Source organism: Paludibaculum fermentans (genome assembly GCF_051172195.1).
GTDB classification, from domain to species: Bacteria; Acidobacteriota; Terriglobia; order Bryobacterales; family Bryobacteraceae; genus Paludibaculum; species Paludibaculum fermentans_A.
Window position 1 is genome coordinate 2,535,942 of record NZ_JBPJAQ010000001.1, and the last position, 16,927, is coordinate 2,552,868.

14 protein-coding genes are annotated in these 16,927 nt (G+C 62.3%); 8 read left to right on the plus strand and 6 right to left on the minus strand.

Annotated elements, in window-relative coordinates; all coding sequences use genetic code 11:
- The first annotated feature begins 4 nt into the window (after positions 1-4).
- The 6 genes from murB (at position 5) to ACR9Y2_RS10430 (ending at position 5,305) form a co-directional block, all read left to right on the plus strand.
- Entirely contained in the window at positions 5-1,000 is a 996-nt protein-coding gene (gene murB, locus ACR9Y2_RS10405) for a UDP-N-acetylmuramate dehydrogenase (protein ID WP_435041111.1), read from the plus strand.
- Complete coding sequence (locus ACR9Y2_RS10410) at positions 997-2,010, plus strand: TolB family protein (RefSeq protein ID WP_435041112.1); 1,014 nt, start codon at positions 997-999, stop codon at positions 2,008-2,010. The genes murB and ACR9Y2_RS10410 overlap by 4 nt, the downstream gene beginning before the upstream one ends.
- A 55-nt stretch (positions 2,011-2,065) precedes the next feature.
- A complete protein-coding gene (locus ACR9Y2_RS10415; RefSeq protein WP_435041114.1) occupies positions 2,066-2,398 on the plus strand; it encodes a PadR family transcriptional regulator in 333 nt (110 codons plus the stop codon).
- The gene (locus tag ACR9Y2_RS10420; RefSeq protein WP_435041116.1) at positions 2,398-2,988 is read left to right on the plus strand and encodes a hypothetical protein; all 591 of its coding nucleotides are present in this window, start codon (positions 2,398-2,400) and stop codon (positions 2,986-2,988) included. Before ACR9Y2_RS10415 ends, ACR9Y2_RS10420 begins: the two co-directional genes overlap by 1 nt.
- Entirely contained in the window at positions 2,989-3,528 is a 540-nt protein-coding gene (locus ACR9Y2_RS10425; protein ID WP_435041118.1) for an SRPBCC family protein, read from the plus strand.
- A gap of 79 nt (positions 3,529-3,607) precedes the next feature.
- A complete protein-coding gene (locus tag ACR9Y2_RS10430; RefSeq protein WP_435041120.1) occupies positions 3,608-5,305 on the plus strand; it encodes a protein kinase domain-containing protein in 1,698 nt (565 codons plus the stop codon).
- Positions 5,306-5,360: 55 nt separating this feature from the next.
- Here the strand turns inward: ACR9Y2_RS10430 and ACR9Y2_RS10435 are convergent, their stop codons facing one another.
- From ACR9Y2_RS10435 to ACR9Y2_RS10455, 5 genes are all read right to left on the minus strand, one after another.
- The gene (locus ACR9Y2_RS10435) at positions 5,361-6,713 is read right to left on the minus strand and encodes a glycosyl hydrolase (RefSeq protein ID WP_435041122.1); all 1,353 of its coding nucleotides are present in this window, start codon (positions 6,711-6,713) and stop codon (positions 5,361-5,363) included.
- A complete protein-coding gene (locus ACR9Y2_RS10440; RefSeq protein ID WP_435041124.1) occupies positions 6,710-7,786 on the minus strand; it encodes a Gfo/Idh/MocA family protein in 1,077 nt (358 codons plus the stop codon). Before ACR9Y2_RS10440 ends, ACR9Y2_RS10435 begins: the two co-directional genes overlap by 4 nt.
- A gap of 30 nt (positions 7,787-7,816) precedes the next feature.
- Positions 7,817-9,898 carry a tetratricopeptide repeat protein gene (locus ACR9Y2_RS10445; protein ID WP_435041126.1) on the minus strand — a complete coding sequence of 694 codons (2,082 nt, stop codon included), beginning with the start codon at positions 9,896-9,898 and terminating at the stop codon, positions 7,817-7,819.
- Positions 9,895-10,512, minus strand: coding sequence for a DUF4384 domain-containing protein (locus tag ACR9Y2_RS10450; protein WP_435041128.1), 618 nt, complete (start codon positions 10,510-10,512; stop codon positions 9,895-9,897). The genes ACR9Y2_RS10445 and ACR9Y2_RS10450 overlap by 4 nt, the downstream gene beginning before the upstream one ends.
- Positions 10,513-10,608: 96 nt before the next feature.
- Entirely contained in the window at positions 10,609-11,544 is a 936-nt protein-coding gene (locus ACR9Y2_RS10455) for a DUF4384 domain-containing protein (protein ID WP_435041130.1), read from the minus strand.
- A gap of 171 nt (positions 11,545-11,715) precedes the next feature.
- Here ACR9Y2_RS10455 and ACR9Y2_RS10460 point away from each other — a divergent pair, with 171 nt between their 5' ends.
- Both ACR9Y2_RS10460 and ACR9Y2_RS10465 read left to right on the plus strand, forming a co-directional pair.
- Positions 11,716-12,300: a hypothetical protein gene (locus ACR9Y2_RS10460; RefSeq protein ID WP_435041132.1), complete on the plus strand. Its 585-nt coding sequence runs from the start codon at positions 11,716-11,718 to the stop codon at positions 12,298-12,300.
- A 23-nt stretch (positions 12,301-12,323) separates the two neighbouring features.
- Positions 12,324-16,286 (plus strand): beta strand repeat-containing protein, encoded by a 3,963-nt coding sequence (locus ACR9Y2_RS10465; protein ID WP_435041134.1) that lies wholly within the window; start codon positions 12,324-12,326, stop codon positions 16,284-16,286.
- On the opposite strand, the gene ACR9Y2_RS10470 is transcribed toward ACR9Y2_RS10465, so the two are convergent.
- Positions 16,283-16,927, minus strand: a complete 645-nt coding sequence (locus ACR9Y2_RS10470) for a hypothetical protein (RefSeq protein WP_435041136.1) — start codon at positions 16,925-16,927, stop codon at positions 16,283-16,285. The two genes, ACR9Y2_RS10465 and ACR9Y2_RS10470, sit on opposite strands and share 4 nt — an antisense overlap.

Genomic DNA, 16,927 nt, shown 5'->3' on the forward strand with positions numbered 1-16,927 from the left:
GACAATGCTGTCTGTGCAAGAGGCGCACGAGCGCCTCGAATTGGTCCCGTCTCTCCAGATTAGCCGCAACGAACCACTGGCGCGTCACACTCGCTTTGCCTTGGGCGGTCCGGCTACGCTGTTTGTCGATAGCGAGGATGAAGCGGCGTTCCTGCAAGCCCTCCGCATCGCGAAGGAGAGCGGACTGCCGCACCTGGTCATCGGCCTCGGTACGAATCTTGTTGTGGCCGATGTAGGGTACGACGGGATCGTGCTGCGCTATCGCGGCGGCGCGATCGAATCGGATGGCACTCTCGTGCGGGTCCAGGCCGGAGCGGCCCTACAGGAGCTGGTCGACTACACCACCGCGCACGGATTGCAGGGAATCGAGTCGATGACCGGTATACCCGGCAATGTGGGGGCGGCGATCTATGGGAACGCCGGAGCCTACGGCGCGTCGATCTCCGATGTCGTCGAACGTGTCCGCTATTTCGATGGAAAGGCCGTTCGCGAGACCGGCAAGTCTGGCTGCGAGTTCCGCTACCGCGGCAGCATCTTCAAACGCAACCGTCTGCAGGGCGAGCCTTGGCTGATCCTGTCGGCGGAACTGCGCCTGCGCCCCGGTGACGCCGTCGAACTGCAAAAGACATCGTCGGAGATCCTGGCAGTCCGCAACCGCAAGTTCCCACCCGAGATGAAGTGCGCCGGCAGCATCTTCAAGAACCTGATTCTGGCGGACCTGCCTGCCGCCGCCCGCGCTGAAGTTCCGGCCGAGGTCGTCAAGGGCGGCAAGGTGCCATCGGCCTGGTTCCTGGACCAGGTGGGTGCGCGTGGCCTGTCCGACGGAGGGATTCGCGTCGCCGAATACCACGCCAACACGGTTTTCAACGCTGGAGACGGCACAGCGGCCGAAGTCCGCCGCCTGGTGGCCGAACTCAAGCGGCGCGTCCGCGAACGGTATGGCATCGACCTCGAGGAAGAGGTGCAGTACATTGGTTTCGACTCAACGTCGCAGCCATGAAGCTCTACCTCGCCTCACTCATCGCCCTTGCCGCCCTGGCGCAGTCGCCCCGAAAGCAGGCCAGTCCGCTGGACAACCTGCCGAAGAACATCGAAGTGCTGACGCATTTCGGGGAGCGGGCCGACTTCTCGCCCTCCAATTCATCCGTGGCTTTCATGGCCAAGAGTTTCGGCGATGCGTTCACCATTGACCTGAAGACACGCCAGGTCCGATGCCTTACCTGCAATATCCCTGGAGCCGCGTTCCTGCGCGTGATGCATCTCTCCTCAGGCGATTACATCCTGATTGGCGCCGAGCACTTCACCGACATCCACACCAGTCGCGGCCGCGACAACGAGCTCTGGTTCCTGTCGAAGACACCGGGTTCGAAACCCGTGCGGCTGGGACAGAAGATGAGCGAGGGCGCGGCGTTATCCAAGCAGTCCATGCTGATTTCGTTTTCCGAAACCAGCGGACAGAACCCCGCCCTGCCGCGCGGCGCATCGAACCTCATGGTGGCTGAAGTGGATCTGACCGGGCCGCAACCCCAGTTGAAGAACAAGCACGTCGTCCATTCCAGTCCCGACAACTCCTGCACCCTGGAGGCCCAGGACTTCTTCGACAACGATCGCAAAATGACCTTCACCTGCTACGAGCCCAAGGGCCTTGGATCTGTCTGGACGATCGATCTCGCCACCAAGCAGGTGGTGAACCATACCCGGTCGATCGGCAGCTACAACGAGGTGGAAGGCATTTTCCCCGGCGGCACGCACACTTGTGTGGAATCCGACCGGCAAGGCGTTCTGATGGGCTCCACCAAGTTGTTCCGCGACGTGGATATCTGGAAGCTGAAACTCGACGGCACGGGTAGCAGCTTTGAGAGGTTGACGTACTTCAACGACTACGAGGGCTGGAAGTCGTCCAATCCAGTGGTCTCCACCGATGGACGGATGATGGCTTTCCAGGTGGCCAAAAGCTCCGATGAAGCGGGTGTCGGCTATGGCATCCTGCTGATGCACTTCAAAAAGTAATTAACGGTCCAGATTCTGCTTGACCACCTTTCCCATTTTCTCTAGTATGTAGAAAATGTCGAAGGGCGACTACCTGGGCGAATTCGAGCAATTGGTTCTCCTGGCCCTGCTGCGCCTGGGCGACGAGGCTTACGGCATGCGGGTGAGGCAGGAGATTGATGAGCGGACCGGCCGTCAGGTGGCGATCGGGGCCGTCTATGCCACCCTCGACCGCATGGCTGAGAAAGGCCTGGTGACTTCGACCCTGGGCGAACCGACGGCCGAGCGCGGCGGACGCGCCAAGCGCACCTTCCGTGCCACAGCGGAAGGCATGCAGGCGCTGGAACGCTCGCAGCAGGCACTTCGGAGCATGCTCGACGGCCTGAACCTGGCAGGAGGCCAGTCCTGATGGCTGCACCGCCCCGGGCCGCCCAGGCGTTGCTGTGGCTCTGTCTGCCTGAACAGGAATGGCAGACGATTCCCGGCGACCTGGAGGAAGAGTACTTGACCACCGTCCTGCCGCGGCTGGGCGAACGCGGAGCCCGTTGGTGGTACCTCCGGCAGGCGGTCCACTCGGCTGGGCCTCTGCTGGCCATGCGTTGCCGCCAGGGCGCACTCTCCCGTTTACTCGTGTTCCCGCTTCTCGTCTGTGTCCTGCCTATTGCCGGATTTGAATCAGCCTGGTCGCTGCTACTCACCCAGATCCCGCTGAAGGCGGACTCGCTGCGCGGGGCGGACTATGCTCTGATCAGCCTCGCACTAGGCCTGCTCGGCGGTTTCTGCGGTGGTTTCACAATGAGGGCGCAACGCGAGGCCGCCTCTCGTGACTGCGCGCAACTCGCACTGCTCTCTCTGCTGTTCACACCCTGTGTCGTGCTGCCGTTTGCCGACCGCAGCCCGATCTGGTTCCCCGTCTGCCACGTCGTGTTGGTGCCGGCCGGCATCCTGCTGGGCGGCGCACTTGCCGGATGGAGATCGAAACTGCAGAGGAGCGAATAAATGAAATGGGTTCTCTATATCGGGGGCGGACTGCTGGGCGTCCTCCTCCTGGCTGTCGTCATTTTGATGGGCCTCGGCCTGCGTTCGGATGCGGGGCGCATGCAGGCCAGTGTAGTGGTGCGGCGGTCTCCGGTTGATGTCTGGCCATGGCTCACCGAGTCCGGGAAGCTCAAGGCCTGGGTCGGCTGGTTGATTGAGGTGCGCGAGGAATCGCCTGGCGCGCACGGCATAGGCAGCCGCAGCGTTTGGGTGATGGAAGATCGCAATAACAACAATCAGAAGTTGGAGATCGTCAACGAAGTGTGCGAGTGGGTGCCGGCTCGCCGTCTGGCCACCCATGCGGGCTTTCAGAACATGTTTTCTACCGACGCAGCGTATGTCCTGACCGATCTTGGCGACGGCGGCACGCGCATCGAGAGCGACACTCGCGTCCACTATGGCCATCCTTTGGCCAAGGTGTTCGAGCCCCTCATCACCTGGCAGGCCGGCAAGAAGACGGTAGAGGACCTGGGCCGGTGGAAATCCCTCGCCGAACGATAGGACTGACCAGATCATCCTGTAGAACGCTGTTTTGTTTTTGGCACGGCGGCCCGCACCGCGCTATCGTTCTACAAGGCCCATGCAACTCCCCGCGCAGTTTGGCAAATATCAGCTAGACCAGTTTCTCGGCGGCGGCATGTCGCACGTCTTCAAGGCTCGCGACACTGTGCTGAACCGCGTGGTCTGCGTGAAGATCCTTACCCCCGAAGGTGCGGCGGACGTGGAAACCCGCGCCCGCTTCCTGGCCGAGGCCAAGATGTCGGCCTCGCTGATGCACGATAATGTCATCCGCATCTTCGATTACGGCGAGGAACAGGGCAAGCCCTACATCGTGATGGAGTTCCTCACCGGAGCCGACCTGCGCACCGCCATCAAGGACGGTTCCTCCGGCGATGTGCGGACTCAAATCGGGATCGCGCTCCAGGGCGCCAAAGCGCTGGAGTATGTCCACCAGCAGAAACTGATCCACCGCGACATCAAGCCCGACAACCTCCACATCGACCCGCAGGGGCGCGTCCGGTTGATGGACTTCGGCATCGCCAAGTCGCAGGATCTGCACCTCACCAAAACCGGCTTCCAGGTGGGGACGCCCTACTATATGTCGCCAGAGCAGATCATGGGCGACCCTGCCACCGAGCGCGTCGATATCTATGCGTATGGCGTGCTGATGTACGAGCTGTTCACCGGCGTCCGCCCCGTCAGCGGAGATACCATCGAACGGCTGTTCTATCAGATCCTGAACGAGCCGCTGAAACTCGACACCCTGCGCGAAAAGGGCGTACCGGAGCCGGTGGTGGCCCTCGTCGGCCGGATGACGGCCAAGAATCCCATCGAGCGGCCGGCGACTTTTACAGAGGTGATCGCAGTCCTGGATCAGGTGCTGCATCCGCGTTCTGTCCCGCAGCCCCACCCGGTGCCGCCGCCTCCTCCTCCGCCGGTCCCGGTTCCTACACCGCAGCCGCTGCCGCCGGTGCCCGTGCCCCAGCCTGAGCCTGCCGGCATTTCGGGCAAGAAGGTCACCGTGGTCGTTCTCCTCGTGGCCGCCCTGATCAGCGTCGGTTTCATCGGAGTGGTGCTCTTCAAGAAGGATCTGATCTTCAAGGCCGTTGACCGCAACCGCCGCATGGGCCCGCCGCCCGGCATGGCGCTGGTGGAGGGCGGAGCGTTCCTGGCCGGCAACGACAAACAGTCGCACGAACTCCCCACCTTTTTCGTTGACCGCACCGAGGTCACACGTGGCGATTTCGTGAAGTTCTGCCGCACCAAAAACATCCCGCTGCCGAAGGACCTGGACGACACCCGCCCCAACTATCCGGTGACCTATGTCAGCGTCCTGCAGGCCAAGGATTACTGTTCCTGGGTCGAAAAACGCCTACCCACTCCGCTCGAATGGGAGAAGGCCGCACGGGGTAAGGATGGCCGCATCTATCCCTGGGGCAACGAGCCGGATTCCTCCAAGGCCATAGTCGACAACAAGCCGCTGGCTCCTGCCGACTCGATGGCCAACGGAGCCAGCCCGTTCGGAGCTCTCAACATGGCCGGTAATGTCTGGGAATGGGTGGATGAACAGCGCACCCCCAGCGCCGGCGCAGTACAGGCCTTTTCCACCATCCTGAATCCGCCGCCAACCGGCAACGAGCCTTGGTACGCCGCCAAAGGCGGTGCCTTCGACCGTCCGGTGCAGGACGCCGTCTCGGCCGAATTCATCACCCTGCCGGCTCGCTTTACGGCGCCCAACGTTGGTTTCCGCTGTGTGGTGAGCCAGCCGAAAGAGTAAGCCGTTTCCAGCGGTCAGCAATCAGGTGCAACCCGATCGCTGACCGCTTGGTTACTCAACTCCAGAACGTGAGATACGGCTTGCCCGCGATCTCCCGCTGCAGGTACAAAGCAGCCTCACGGGCGTGATAGTCGCCCCACATCGACGACTCCCCGCGCGGCACACCGTCCCCCCCGGGCATGCGGTCCCAGCCGTTCGGGCGGTGATAGACCGAGTGGAGGATCAGCCCCTGGTGCTCAGGATCCGTGCTCAGGTACGGCGTGTCGAAGAGGCTGTCGCAGACCGTCAGGCCCGCCTGCCAGTAGCTACCGTTGCCCAGGTAGCGGCCCAGGCGCAACAGGCCCTGCGCGCCAATCGCCGCGGCTGAACTGTCCACCGGCTCGTGCGGATTGAACGGATCCGAAGCTCGTTCTGTCCACCCCTCCATCTTCGAAAGCCCCGGTGCCCCCGTATCCCAGTAAGGAATGCCATCCACAGGCGTGTAGGCGATGTAGAAGTCGCACGTGGCCTCTGCCGCCTTGCGCATCATCGCCTCGATCGCGGTCCGCCCGCCGAACGGCGCCAGTTCTTCATCGGCCAGGGTCTGCAAGAACTCCAATTCTTCCGCGAAGCCGCACATGGCCCACGCCAGGCCGCGGGTCCACGTGCTGAATGCCGCGTAGCCCTGTTGTGAATTCGGGCAGCGGTAGTTGCCGTCGTTCACGTTGAAGACGCTCTCGTGCGCAGTGCGGCCGCGCAGATCGTAGTGATCGCGTCCTTCTCCGTAGTAGACCGAATACTGCGCCGTGGCGCGCGCATGGTCCACCAGTCGCCCCAGCAGCGAGATCTTGCGATCGTTCTCACCCATCAGGACATGGCCCAGTCGGTGGCCCACCGCCAGGGCGCGCAGCGACCGGATGGTGTCAACAAACAGCGAATGCGGTCCGTTGAATGAGTAGATATACCCGCCGCCATTGGCTGTTCTCGACCAGCGGGCCGCCTGCACTGCGCCAGAGCACTTCAGCGCCAGTTCGTAGAAACTCTTCTCCCACGGATCGGCAGGAATTCGGCCTTCGTTCATCAGGCGCAGCAGGTTGCCGTAGGTGCTCACGTTGTTGAAGCCGTGGTCGTGCACGCCCACATGCGACACATGCGGAGCCATCAAGGCCACCGTGGCTTTGCGGCCTGCTTCCAGGGCTACGCTCTCGCCGGTAGCATCGAACTGCAGGATGGCGGCCCCAAACTGAAAGCCCTGGGTCCACTCGGTCCAGCCACGGCTGGTGTAGCGGCCCTCCACCGTGAATACCGGTGAGCCTTGAGCGGGGCTCCACCCGGCTTCCAGGGAGTGAATCTTCTGCGCGGAAAGTTCAAACAGATGCTGGATCTTCTTCTCCAGCGAATGAGCGGTAAGGGTGCTGTTGATCTTCATAACGGAATAACTTTGCCGCTGACGGCGGCTTCGTGCGCGCCCAGGGTGATCTCGCAGAGGCGGTAGATCTCCGGCAAGGGCAGGGCAGTGGGTTTGCCCAGGTAAACGTGTTCCAGAAACTCGCCGAACACCGCACCGGCCGGCGGCAGTTGCGTCAGCTTCTCCGGCTTCCGGGTGCTCGACATCACCGTCACGCCGGTGGCCGCCATGTACTCGGCGATACCCTTGGTGCCCGCCAGGCGGACACGGTCGTCACCATGGGAACCGGCCATGGCCGGGCGGCAATAATCCATATGCAGGGTCGCGGTCCCGCCGTTGTCCAGCCGGAAGCTGGAGGCCGTGGAGTTCTCCATCTCGCCCTGCCGCAGGTCGCCTGCAATGCCCATGAACGAGCTCACGGCCTTCATCTCGCGACCGCTGGTCCAGCGCATCAGGTCGAACATGTGGATGCCGATCCACAGGATTGTACTGCCGTAGGTGGCCCGTTTCTTCATCCACTCCGGCCGTTCGCCCAACTGATACGACTTCTGCGACGAGATCTGGATCACCTCGCCGATCTCACCGGATTCGACAATCTGCTTCAGGGCCAGGAACTCCGGGTCCAGTCGCATTGGCAGCAGCATGCCGAGCTTGATCCCGCTGTCCGCCACCGCCTTCTTTACCCGCTCCAGGTCGGGCCGTGTCAGCGCCAGCGGCTTCTCCGCCATCACATGCAGTTTGCGATGCGCGCATTCCACAATGGCGGCGGCGCGCTCTCCATTGTTGTTGTTGATGGCGACCACGTCCGGCTTCACTTCGTCGAGCATCTTGCGCGCGTCCGTGAACACCTGCGCCTTGCCGCCAGCGGTCTTGCGGGCCGCGGCCTGGTTCCAGTCCTGGACACCCACCAGTTCAACGTCCGGATATTGCGCCAGCGGCTTGGTGATGTCGCCGGGATGCCCGTCCAGGCCCCACATGGCCAGGCGGATCTTGCGGCCAAGACTGACGGGCGCGGCGGAGGAGAGTGCGTTGGCGGCGGCGCCGGCCAGCATCAGGCGGCGGCTCAGGCGGGGGGACACACTGCGGACTGACATGCAGATATTCTGTCAGGTTCCGGCCGGAGATTATTGAGCTTGGAGGGCTTTGTCGATGGCGGCAATGTTCTGCCGCGCAAACTTGGCTTCGTCCAGTTCCGCATTGAGATCCAGCATGCGCACAAAGCTCTTGCGAGCCGCGGCCAGCATCTCCAGCGAACCGGTCTTCTGCGCTTCGTAACTGTAGTTCAGGGCCAGCAGATAGTAGTTGAACGCGTCACCCGGGTCGTACGTAATGGCCTTCTGGCAGTAACCGATCGCCGCTTCATACTGCTTGGTGTTCTTCGAGTTCTCGCACAGCCCGAAGTACGCCATGCTGCGCAGGTCTTTCCAGATGTCCCTCTGTGCCGCCCGCTTCTTCTTACCCATGCCGAACACGAAGCCCGCCACGTAGTAGTTCAGTTTCCCGCCAATCTTGGAGTCATAGTCACTCAACCGCAGGTAGGACTCATACTCCGCGGTCGACTCCGCCTGCTTCCTGATCATGCGCAAACTCTCCGCCAGCCAGAAATGCGCCTCGGCGTTCGACGGAGTGAGTTGGATCGCCCTCCGCGCCGATTCGATCGACTCCGGGTACATGTCCTTCATGCGATACGCCTGGGCCTGCAGGTAGAACGCGAGCTGATTCTTCTTGTCGCGCAGCGTTACAACGTTGAATTGCCGGATCGCCTCGTCCACGCTCCCCATGCCCAGCAGCATGCCGCCATAGCTGGCGCGCGCTTCCAGGTAGTCCGGATCGATTTCGATGGCCTTTTTGTAGTAGGACGCCGCCGTCTCCTGCTGGAAAAGTGCGTCATACGTGCGGCCCAGGTAGAGCGCCGCCTGGCTGTAGGTGGCGTCGGCGGCCAGCGCCTGTTCAAACAGCGCCGCCGCCTTCTTATACTCTTCCTGGCTGCCCTTGTTGTAGTGGTTCAGGCCGTCATCGAACTTGTCGACGGCCGCCTTCGGCCTGCGCCGCGGGATGACGATTTTGATCGACACGGTCGACTCCGTGCCGGGATAAATGATCTCCTCGCGCGGCCCGTCGGGCTCGTAGCCCATCTTGACGCCCTTCACCGTGATGCTTCCTGGAGGCAGGCCCGGCAGCCGCAGGGACTTGCCTTTGTCCACCACGCCCACGCTGCGCCCATTGACGAAGATCTCTACGCCGTCCATGTTCGCTTCCAGCACCAGCGTGCCGTCTTTCGGTGGCGGCGGCGCACCCGGAGTTACGCCCGAGGGTAGATACGACAACAGCATGTCGCTGTCGAAGCTGCCGCGGTCCGATGTCGGATTCTGCTGGCCGCCGCTGGCCTCGCGCACGTTGCGGCGGACGTATTCAGCCAGTTCGTCAGCCGTCACGATGCCGTCCTGCGATTCATCCGCCAGCCCTTCCAGGCCTTTCACTACGTAGTAGGTGAAAATGCCGTGCCCGCCACCCCACTCCTTGCTCTCATAGCTGCGCTCCCGGTCGCGGCTTGCGGTCAGCGAGAACACGTTTTTGTTGAGGTCCAGCAACTTACCGTTGATCACGGCGGCATCGCCCGCGGGCGTGATGGCGCCGCTGTGGCACGAGTCCGTCAGCATCACTTTCCACTTGCCCTTGATCTTGTTACCGAACACCTCGCCCAGCCGGTCCATCGGGTAACCTGTGGCCGCAATGTTGTCCTGCGTGATGTCGTACGGCGCCAGGTACGCGCGATTCTGGAAAACGAACCCATGGCCCGCGAAATAGATCAGCACCCGGTCGTCATCCTTCGTCACGCTGGGTAGCCACTCTTCCAGTTCCTTGCGCAGGTTGGCCAGCGTTGCCTTGGGACCGATCAGCCGGTGGACGTTTTCCGCCCGGAAGTTGCCGCCTTCCGGGCTGATCAGGATCGAGTACACAGACTCCGCGTCTCTTTCCGGGAACGATAGTTGCGCGTTCTCCGGCAGGTTCTTGTAGCCCGCGATGCCCACCACCAACGCATAGCTGCGCGGGATCTGCGGCGGAGCGCCTGCTGGTTTGGCAGGCGGCTTGTTGGCTTCGTTCTCGAACTTCAGGTCGCGCTGCTTTTGGCCTTGTTTGGCGGGCGGTTGCTGTTGAGCGCCGGCGGCAAGCGCAAGTCCCAGGAGGAAAATGAGGCTTCTCATTTGTGCGACAACCGGAATTCGTAGATCACCGGCCCCTTCAGGTTTCCGGGCGTCGAAACCACGGCGCCCCCTTTTTCCTTGATAAACACCAGCTCGCGCGATTTCAAGCCCTGTACGTCCTTCAGATTATCCGGCAGCGCTTCGACACTCGTCACCTTGCGCGGACCGGCCGTGGAATCGATGCACTCGCCCCGCGCCTTGAAGATCGAGTCGTCGCACCTCGGCGTCAGCGTATTCAGCTTCGTGCCCGGCGGCGGGGGTGGCGGCAGCGGAACGTACGACGAGGCAGGCGGCCGCGATTCGCTGCTCGTAATCTCCACCGGCGTCACCATCCAGTACACGATATCGTGACCAGACGGACCGGTCACTTTGAACGCACCCGCGGCGGCGGGCACGATATAGTCGCGGTCCGGCTCCAGGCGGTTCTGGCTGCCCGTGTCTTCCCGTGGGAACAGTAGGCTGTAGCTGCCCGTCGTGCCCTGGTTCATTACATACAGCCAGCCGGCGAAGTTGGTGCGCACTCGGAAGCGCACCTGCGCGTCCTTATCGAAGACGGTGGACGGATCCACAATCTTCCAGGCCCCTTCCCGGCGCAGTTCAACCTTGATTTCCATGCGGTTTGGGGCCTGCTGCCCATACAAAGCCGCGCCTAGCAAACACACGAGTCCCAGTCGCACTGCGGACCTCCCCTCTCTCCCCCAATATCCGGTCTACCGGTGCTTCAGGCTGATATCCGCCACCAGACGTGAATCCGAGGTCAGGGACGCGTTCACCACATAAGTGGCGGTCTCTTTCCGGTTTCCCGCCGTGGGCGCAGGCTTGCTTTCGTCTACCTTCTCGAACACCAGGTCGCGCGCCATTACACCATCCCGCAATTGAGACACCATCGAATTGCCGATCGCCGCGCTCGCCATCATCGACTTCGGAGTCGACGATGCGGGTGCAGGCTCCGCACTCTTCTGGTTGTCCAACTCGTAGATGAGCTGGTCCATCTCCTTCAGCGGCTGGCGGGAGAGCACTACGAACAGTTTTTCGGTGCCCGCCTGTTCGTCAAAGAAGACACGCGTCCTGCCCGGAACGTCGTACTGACGGTTGGGCACCACGCGATTAGAGCCGGCGTCGATCTCAGGGGCCGGGAACATCACCCGCCACGCACCGCTCGTGCCCTGCATCACGACATAGAGATAACCTGCGTCGTTCACCTGAACGCGCAACCGGATCTTGTCCCCGGAGTGGAATGTGTACTCGGGATCGACCTCAACATAATCGTCGTCACTCGTGTACTTCAGAATGCTGTATCGCAAGCCCAAGGGGACCGAGCTCGTCGACGCCATTACCAAAGACCCTCCTCCGGGCAGCTTCATTTCCATCTCCACCGGCCGCTTTTGCTCCGGCATCTGCTCCACTGCCTTCTTTGGTTCAGGCGTCGATTTGGCTACAGTCGGTTCCTTCTGCGCAGGTTTCTCGATGGCTGCCTTCACAGGTGGCGGCGTTGTTTTTCTGGGCGCCGTCGCCGGCTTTGCCACCGCTGGAGCACTGTAGAATAGCTCCCTCGCTGTCAATCCCTTGGGCGCTTGTGCCCATGCCGTGGACATCAGAACGGTCAGAAGCGTTGCGCCAATACCGAGAATTCTTGACTCTGTCATGTCGCTCTCCAGATTCTTCAATGGGCCCTCTGCAAACTTGAGGCCATTGTACTCCCCCCCGCAAGCTGGTTCAGAATCTCCCATTCGATCGGCATCAAATCGATTCAGCATGGACGTAGTTTTAGCTATACTACGGGCTAACAGTTTTCGGCAGGCTGAACGGGTGATGGGATGTTGAAACAGAATTCGATACTTCGAATCTACTTGTCGTTGGTACTCTCCGCACTCCTGTGCGGCCAGGGAATCACCGCTCCAAAACAACTCAATATCGTGATCGTGGAAGGCGACGGAGTGATCAACAACGTCCGCCAGCGCGTCGCACGCGAGCCTATCGTTCAGGTGGAGGATGAAAACCACAAACCTGTCGCGGGCGCTGTGGTGACCTTCCTGTTGCCCGGCAATGGCCCGGGCGCCACTTTCGCCAACGGACTAAATACTCTAACCGCCGTCACCGGGCCCGATGGCCGGGCTACCGCGCGTGGCTTGCAGGCCAACAACCACAAGGGCCAGTACCAGATTCGCGTCACCGCCTCCGCCAGCGGCCTCGCTGCCTCCGCAGTGATCGGCATGACCAATGCGGCCGTCGCCGGCGCCGCCCTCAGCAGCACCGCAATCTGGTCCATCATTCTGATCGCCGGAGCCGCAGCCGCGGCCGGCATCGCACTGGGAGTGAACTCGGGTGGTGGCGGCACGAACCAGGCTGGTTCCCCCGTTACTGTCACACCGGGTACCCCCTCCGTTACACCTCCGCGCTAATTCAGAGAGGAAGCTGAATTCACATGGCACGGTCTCTTCTATCCCGAAAAGCTCTCACCCCCCGCCTGCCTGCACTCCTGATACTGGCCGCCGCCGGTCTCAGCGCGCAGTCCATGCTGCCTAGCAGCCTCTCTAATGGCACCATCGGAGAGAATTTGAACGGTTCCGGTTACGTGATGCAGGTGACTCCGGAAACCTGCACTACGCGCAACTGGTCTGTCTCCGCCGGAGCTTTGCCGCCCGGCGTGACCTTGACGCAGCCCCAACAGGGTAGCCTCTCCGCGCTTCTCTCCGGCAAACCCAGCCAGACCGGAACATTTTCGTTCACTCTCATGGCTGTCCCCGGCCTGCCTTGCAGCGCCCCCCCGCCGGTGCCGCCGGTCATAAAGTCCTATACGCTCACTATCGATTCATTGACCTTGCTGCCCGATACTTTGGGCGACGGTGCAGTGGGCAGTTTCTTTGAAGGTGCCAGCCTCTTCCCCGGCGCGGCCCAGACCTGCTTCACCTACAGTGTCACGAATGGGGTCCTCCCGCCTGGCCTCACTCTCTCTTCCCAGGGGTACTCCGGTTTCGTCACCGGCACGCCAACGCAAGAGCGGGTCTTTACCTTCACCATCACCGCCGTCGAGGGCAGTTGCCCGCAGGCGTTCAACCCCAAGCGCTCGGCGTCCCGTACCTACTCGATGCATATCCTGGGCATCTCTACGTCCAGTCTCCCCCAAGGTACAGCCGGCCGGCCCTACCCCTCCACTCAGTTGGCCGTCGCGGGCAATCTCGGCTCCGTCCAATTCAGCGGCACCAACCTTGCACCCACCCTGCAGGTCAGTCAGCCTGGGGTGATTTCCGGCACCACCACGACGGCCGGGACCTACAACGCCACCTTCAACGTGTTTGATTTGTATTCGAGTTTTGGAGCCAGCCGGGTGCTCCCCATCGTGGTGAATCCCTTCCCGACATTCCCCGCCAGCACCTTGCCGGGCGGCACCGTCGGTTCGCCTTACAGCGCCAGCGTCGCGGCGTCGGGCGGCACGAATCCCTTCACCTACGCTCTCGAGTCCGGCAATCTGCCGCCCGGGGTCAACATAGGCACCAGCGGCGCCTTCACCGGTACGCCCACCACCGCCGGCACCTTCAACTTCATGCTTCGCGCCACGGACGCCAATGGTGCGGTAGTGACCCAGTCTTTTGCCATTGTCGTTGCGCCGGCCCCCGTACTGACGATCAATCCGCCCACACTGCCCGCCGGCTATCTGGGCACCGCCTACTCTGCCAGCCTCTCCGTCTCGGGCTTCTCCGCCGCATTCGCTTTCAGCGTGAGTGCAGGCTCCTTGCCGCCGGGCATCACCCTCGGGACAAATGGCGTTTTTCAAGGCACGCCGACCCAGGCCGGGCTCTTCTCCTTCACGGCCCGCGCGCAGGCGGCCGGCACCAGCCAAAGCGCAACTCGCGATTACCAGATCCAGGTGGTGAGCCCGGTGGCATTCGTCACCGCAGCCACCTTGCCCGGTGCGCAGGTGGGCTTCCCCTACCACGTCGATTTTCAGGCCACCGGCGGAGTCCCGCCGTACAGCTTCTCAACACAGACCTTCAACATCCCTGGGCTGAAGTTCAATAGCGGGGCGAATGGCAACATCGACGGCACCCCGACCACGGCCGGAACCTACTCATTCGATGTCCTGCTGAATGACAACGCGAACGGGTTCACCTCGCGTACCTTCAGCCTCACCGTGGCTCCGGGGGCGAGCATCACCACCACCAGCCTGCCGGGTGGGTTCCTTTCGACTCCTTACCAGGCGACCCTGGCTTCCTCCGGTTTTGGCTCAGCGCCCATCTGGTCCATCGTCCAGGGCACCCTGCCGGGCGGCTTGGCGTTGAACCCCACCACTGGCGCCATCACCGGTACTCCGACCGCCGAAGGAACCTATTCCTTCCAGGTGAGCGCCGCCTCCGGAAATCAGATTGCCGGGCCGAAAGCGCTCAGCATCGTTGTCGGGATCCCCGGGCTCGATTTCACCCCCGATACTTTGCCCGCGGGTACCATCGGAGTTCCCTACAGCCAGGTGTTCTCGCCCAGCGGCGGTAGCGGCGCTTATGTCTTTAGCCTGACCACCGGACCCCTGCCCCCTGGCCTCAGCTTGGGCGCCGACGGATCGGTCACCGGTACACCCAACACTTCGGGGACCTACAAGTTCGTAGTGCGCCTCACCTCGGCCAACCTGGTCATCGAGCGGCTCATCACTCTTTATGTCGACACCACCGTCCTGGAACTCACTCCCTCGACCCTTCCGGACGCTTATGTCGGACAGGATTACAGCCAGGTGCTCACGCCTGCCGGGGGCACTGCCCCGTACACCTTCCAGGTGATCGGCGGCTCGCTCCCGTTCGGAGTTAGCCTCGATACGGCTTCCGGTACCATTGCCGGCAAACCCACCGCAGTCGGCTTGTATACGTTCGATATCCTGTTGACCGATCTGAACCACAAGCAGATCGTTCGCAACTACAGCATCACCGTTCGGAACACAATCACGCTGCCGGGCACGGTTCTGCCCGATGGAACCCAGAACGAAGCCTATCCCGGAGCTCAAATCACTACCTCGGGTGGGGTTGCTCCGTTCAGCTTCACACTGGACAAGGGCGTCCTGCCAACCGGGTTGACTCTTGCCACGGATGGCAGCATCGCCGGAACTCCGACGAACTCCGGCGACTTCAGCTTTGACGTGAAGGTCACTGACGGCAACGGGGTCAGTTCCACCGGAACTTACAGCATTCGCGTCTTCGCTGTACTTTCCGTCTCGCCCGCCACGCTGCCCGATGGCCTGCTGCTGCAGGACTACACGGCGCAATTGAGCGTTTCCGGCGGTGCCCCCGGCTACATCTTCGAGGTGGCCTCAGGTAGCCTCCCGGATGGGATCCTCTTCAATGCAGGCAACTTCCACGGCGCCCCGACCAAGGCCGGCAGCTTTGACTTCGGCATCAAGGTCACCGACTCGCGTCAGCGAACCACGACCAAACAGTACAACATCACGGTCGGCGGCGGCCCCACCATCAATATTCAGGGCACTCCGCCCGCCGGTGTGGTGGGCTTCCCCTACGTCGCGAACTTCTCCACCCAGGGTGGACACCAGCCGTTCCGCTGGTCCTTTACCGGGAATCTGCCCCCTGGGCTGTCGATGAACGCCAATACCGGCGCCATCACCGGTATCCCCGGTGCTCCAGGCATCTACTCCTTTGTCGTCCGGATTGACGATGCGGACAACCTCGCGTTTACGGCCGGTTTCAGCATCACGATCACGCTCGCACCCGTCGGGCCCATCACCTTCAATCCGGTTCCGCCCAGCGCCAGCCCCGGATCGCAAGTCACCGTCGGGCTGACCCTGACGAATCCTTACCCCGTTGCCCTGAACGGCGTGCTGACCCTCACGTTTGCACCCGATTCCGGCTTCGATGACCCGGCCGTGGTGTTTGCTTCCGGCAGCCGCACCCTCCCGTTCACCATCCCGGCAGGCGCCACCGGAGCCAACTTCCAGGTTCCGAACTCCGCCTTCCAGACCGGCACGGTGGCCGGCCTGATCACCATCACTGCTTCGTTGAATGTACAGGGTGCGGACGTAACACCCACTCCGGTGCCAACGCAGCAGGTTCGAGTGCCTCCAGCGCCGCCAGTGATCACTCGCGTCGATCTCAATAAGACCACCACTGGGTTTGAATTGATCGTCTTCGGGTTCTCCACGCCACGCCAGGTGACCGCTGCTAACGTGAAACTCACCGCGGCCGCCGGGAAGTCCCTCACCACGACAGACTTCCCCTTCACCGTCGGCCAGATCTTCACCACGTATTTCGCAGATTCGGCCTCGGCTCCATTCGGTAGCCAGTTCCGGCTGGTCCTGCCCTTTACCGTCAATGACTTGACGGCCATCGGCAGCGCCGCGGTCACGCTCACGAATAGCGTGGGGACCTCGGCGCCCGGCTCCGTCACGTTCTAGTTCGCGGAGATCTTGAAATCAGCGAAGTGGGCCAGGGTTCCTGGCCCCACCCACAGGGCGATCCCACCTGAGTCGTCACCCAGGAAGAGGTCGTTCACCACCAAGGTGGGCTGCTGCGCGCCGTGTACGAACAGTTTGGCCTGTTTGCCCTTGACCTCGATCCGCATCCTGGTCCATTCGCCCGGAACCAGATCGACATAGGACTCATACTTTTCGGGGAAGTTCTTGCGCAACTGGTGCCAGGGATGTTCCGGTTCGGAGACATACTGCGCCGAGTGGTTGCGCCTCACCTGGTCGTCCGTCCGCCCATTCGTCGGCCGCAGGTAGAACGCCTCGTACCGAAACTCCGGTGGATGTGTCCGGAAGGCCACGCCGACGAAGCCCCTGGCCTCTGTTCCGGCGCCGGCGCCCGGCTCTCCGCTCACCCAGACCTCGATGACGCCATCCTTGAAGGGTTCCCCCTTCAGCATGGCCAGCCGCTCGCCATCTTTTGCCCCCGGATCAGCAATCACCCGCAATGCCTTCCGGCCCTTGTAAGTGACTGATTCTGTTTTGACGCTGCGCAGTTCAAAAGGGCCGGTCAGTCCAGACTGCCCGTACACTGCCGCGGCCACCAGGGCCGCCGGAGCCAACCACCGCAT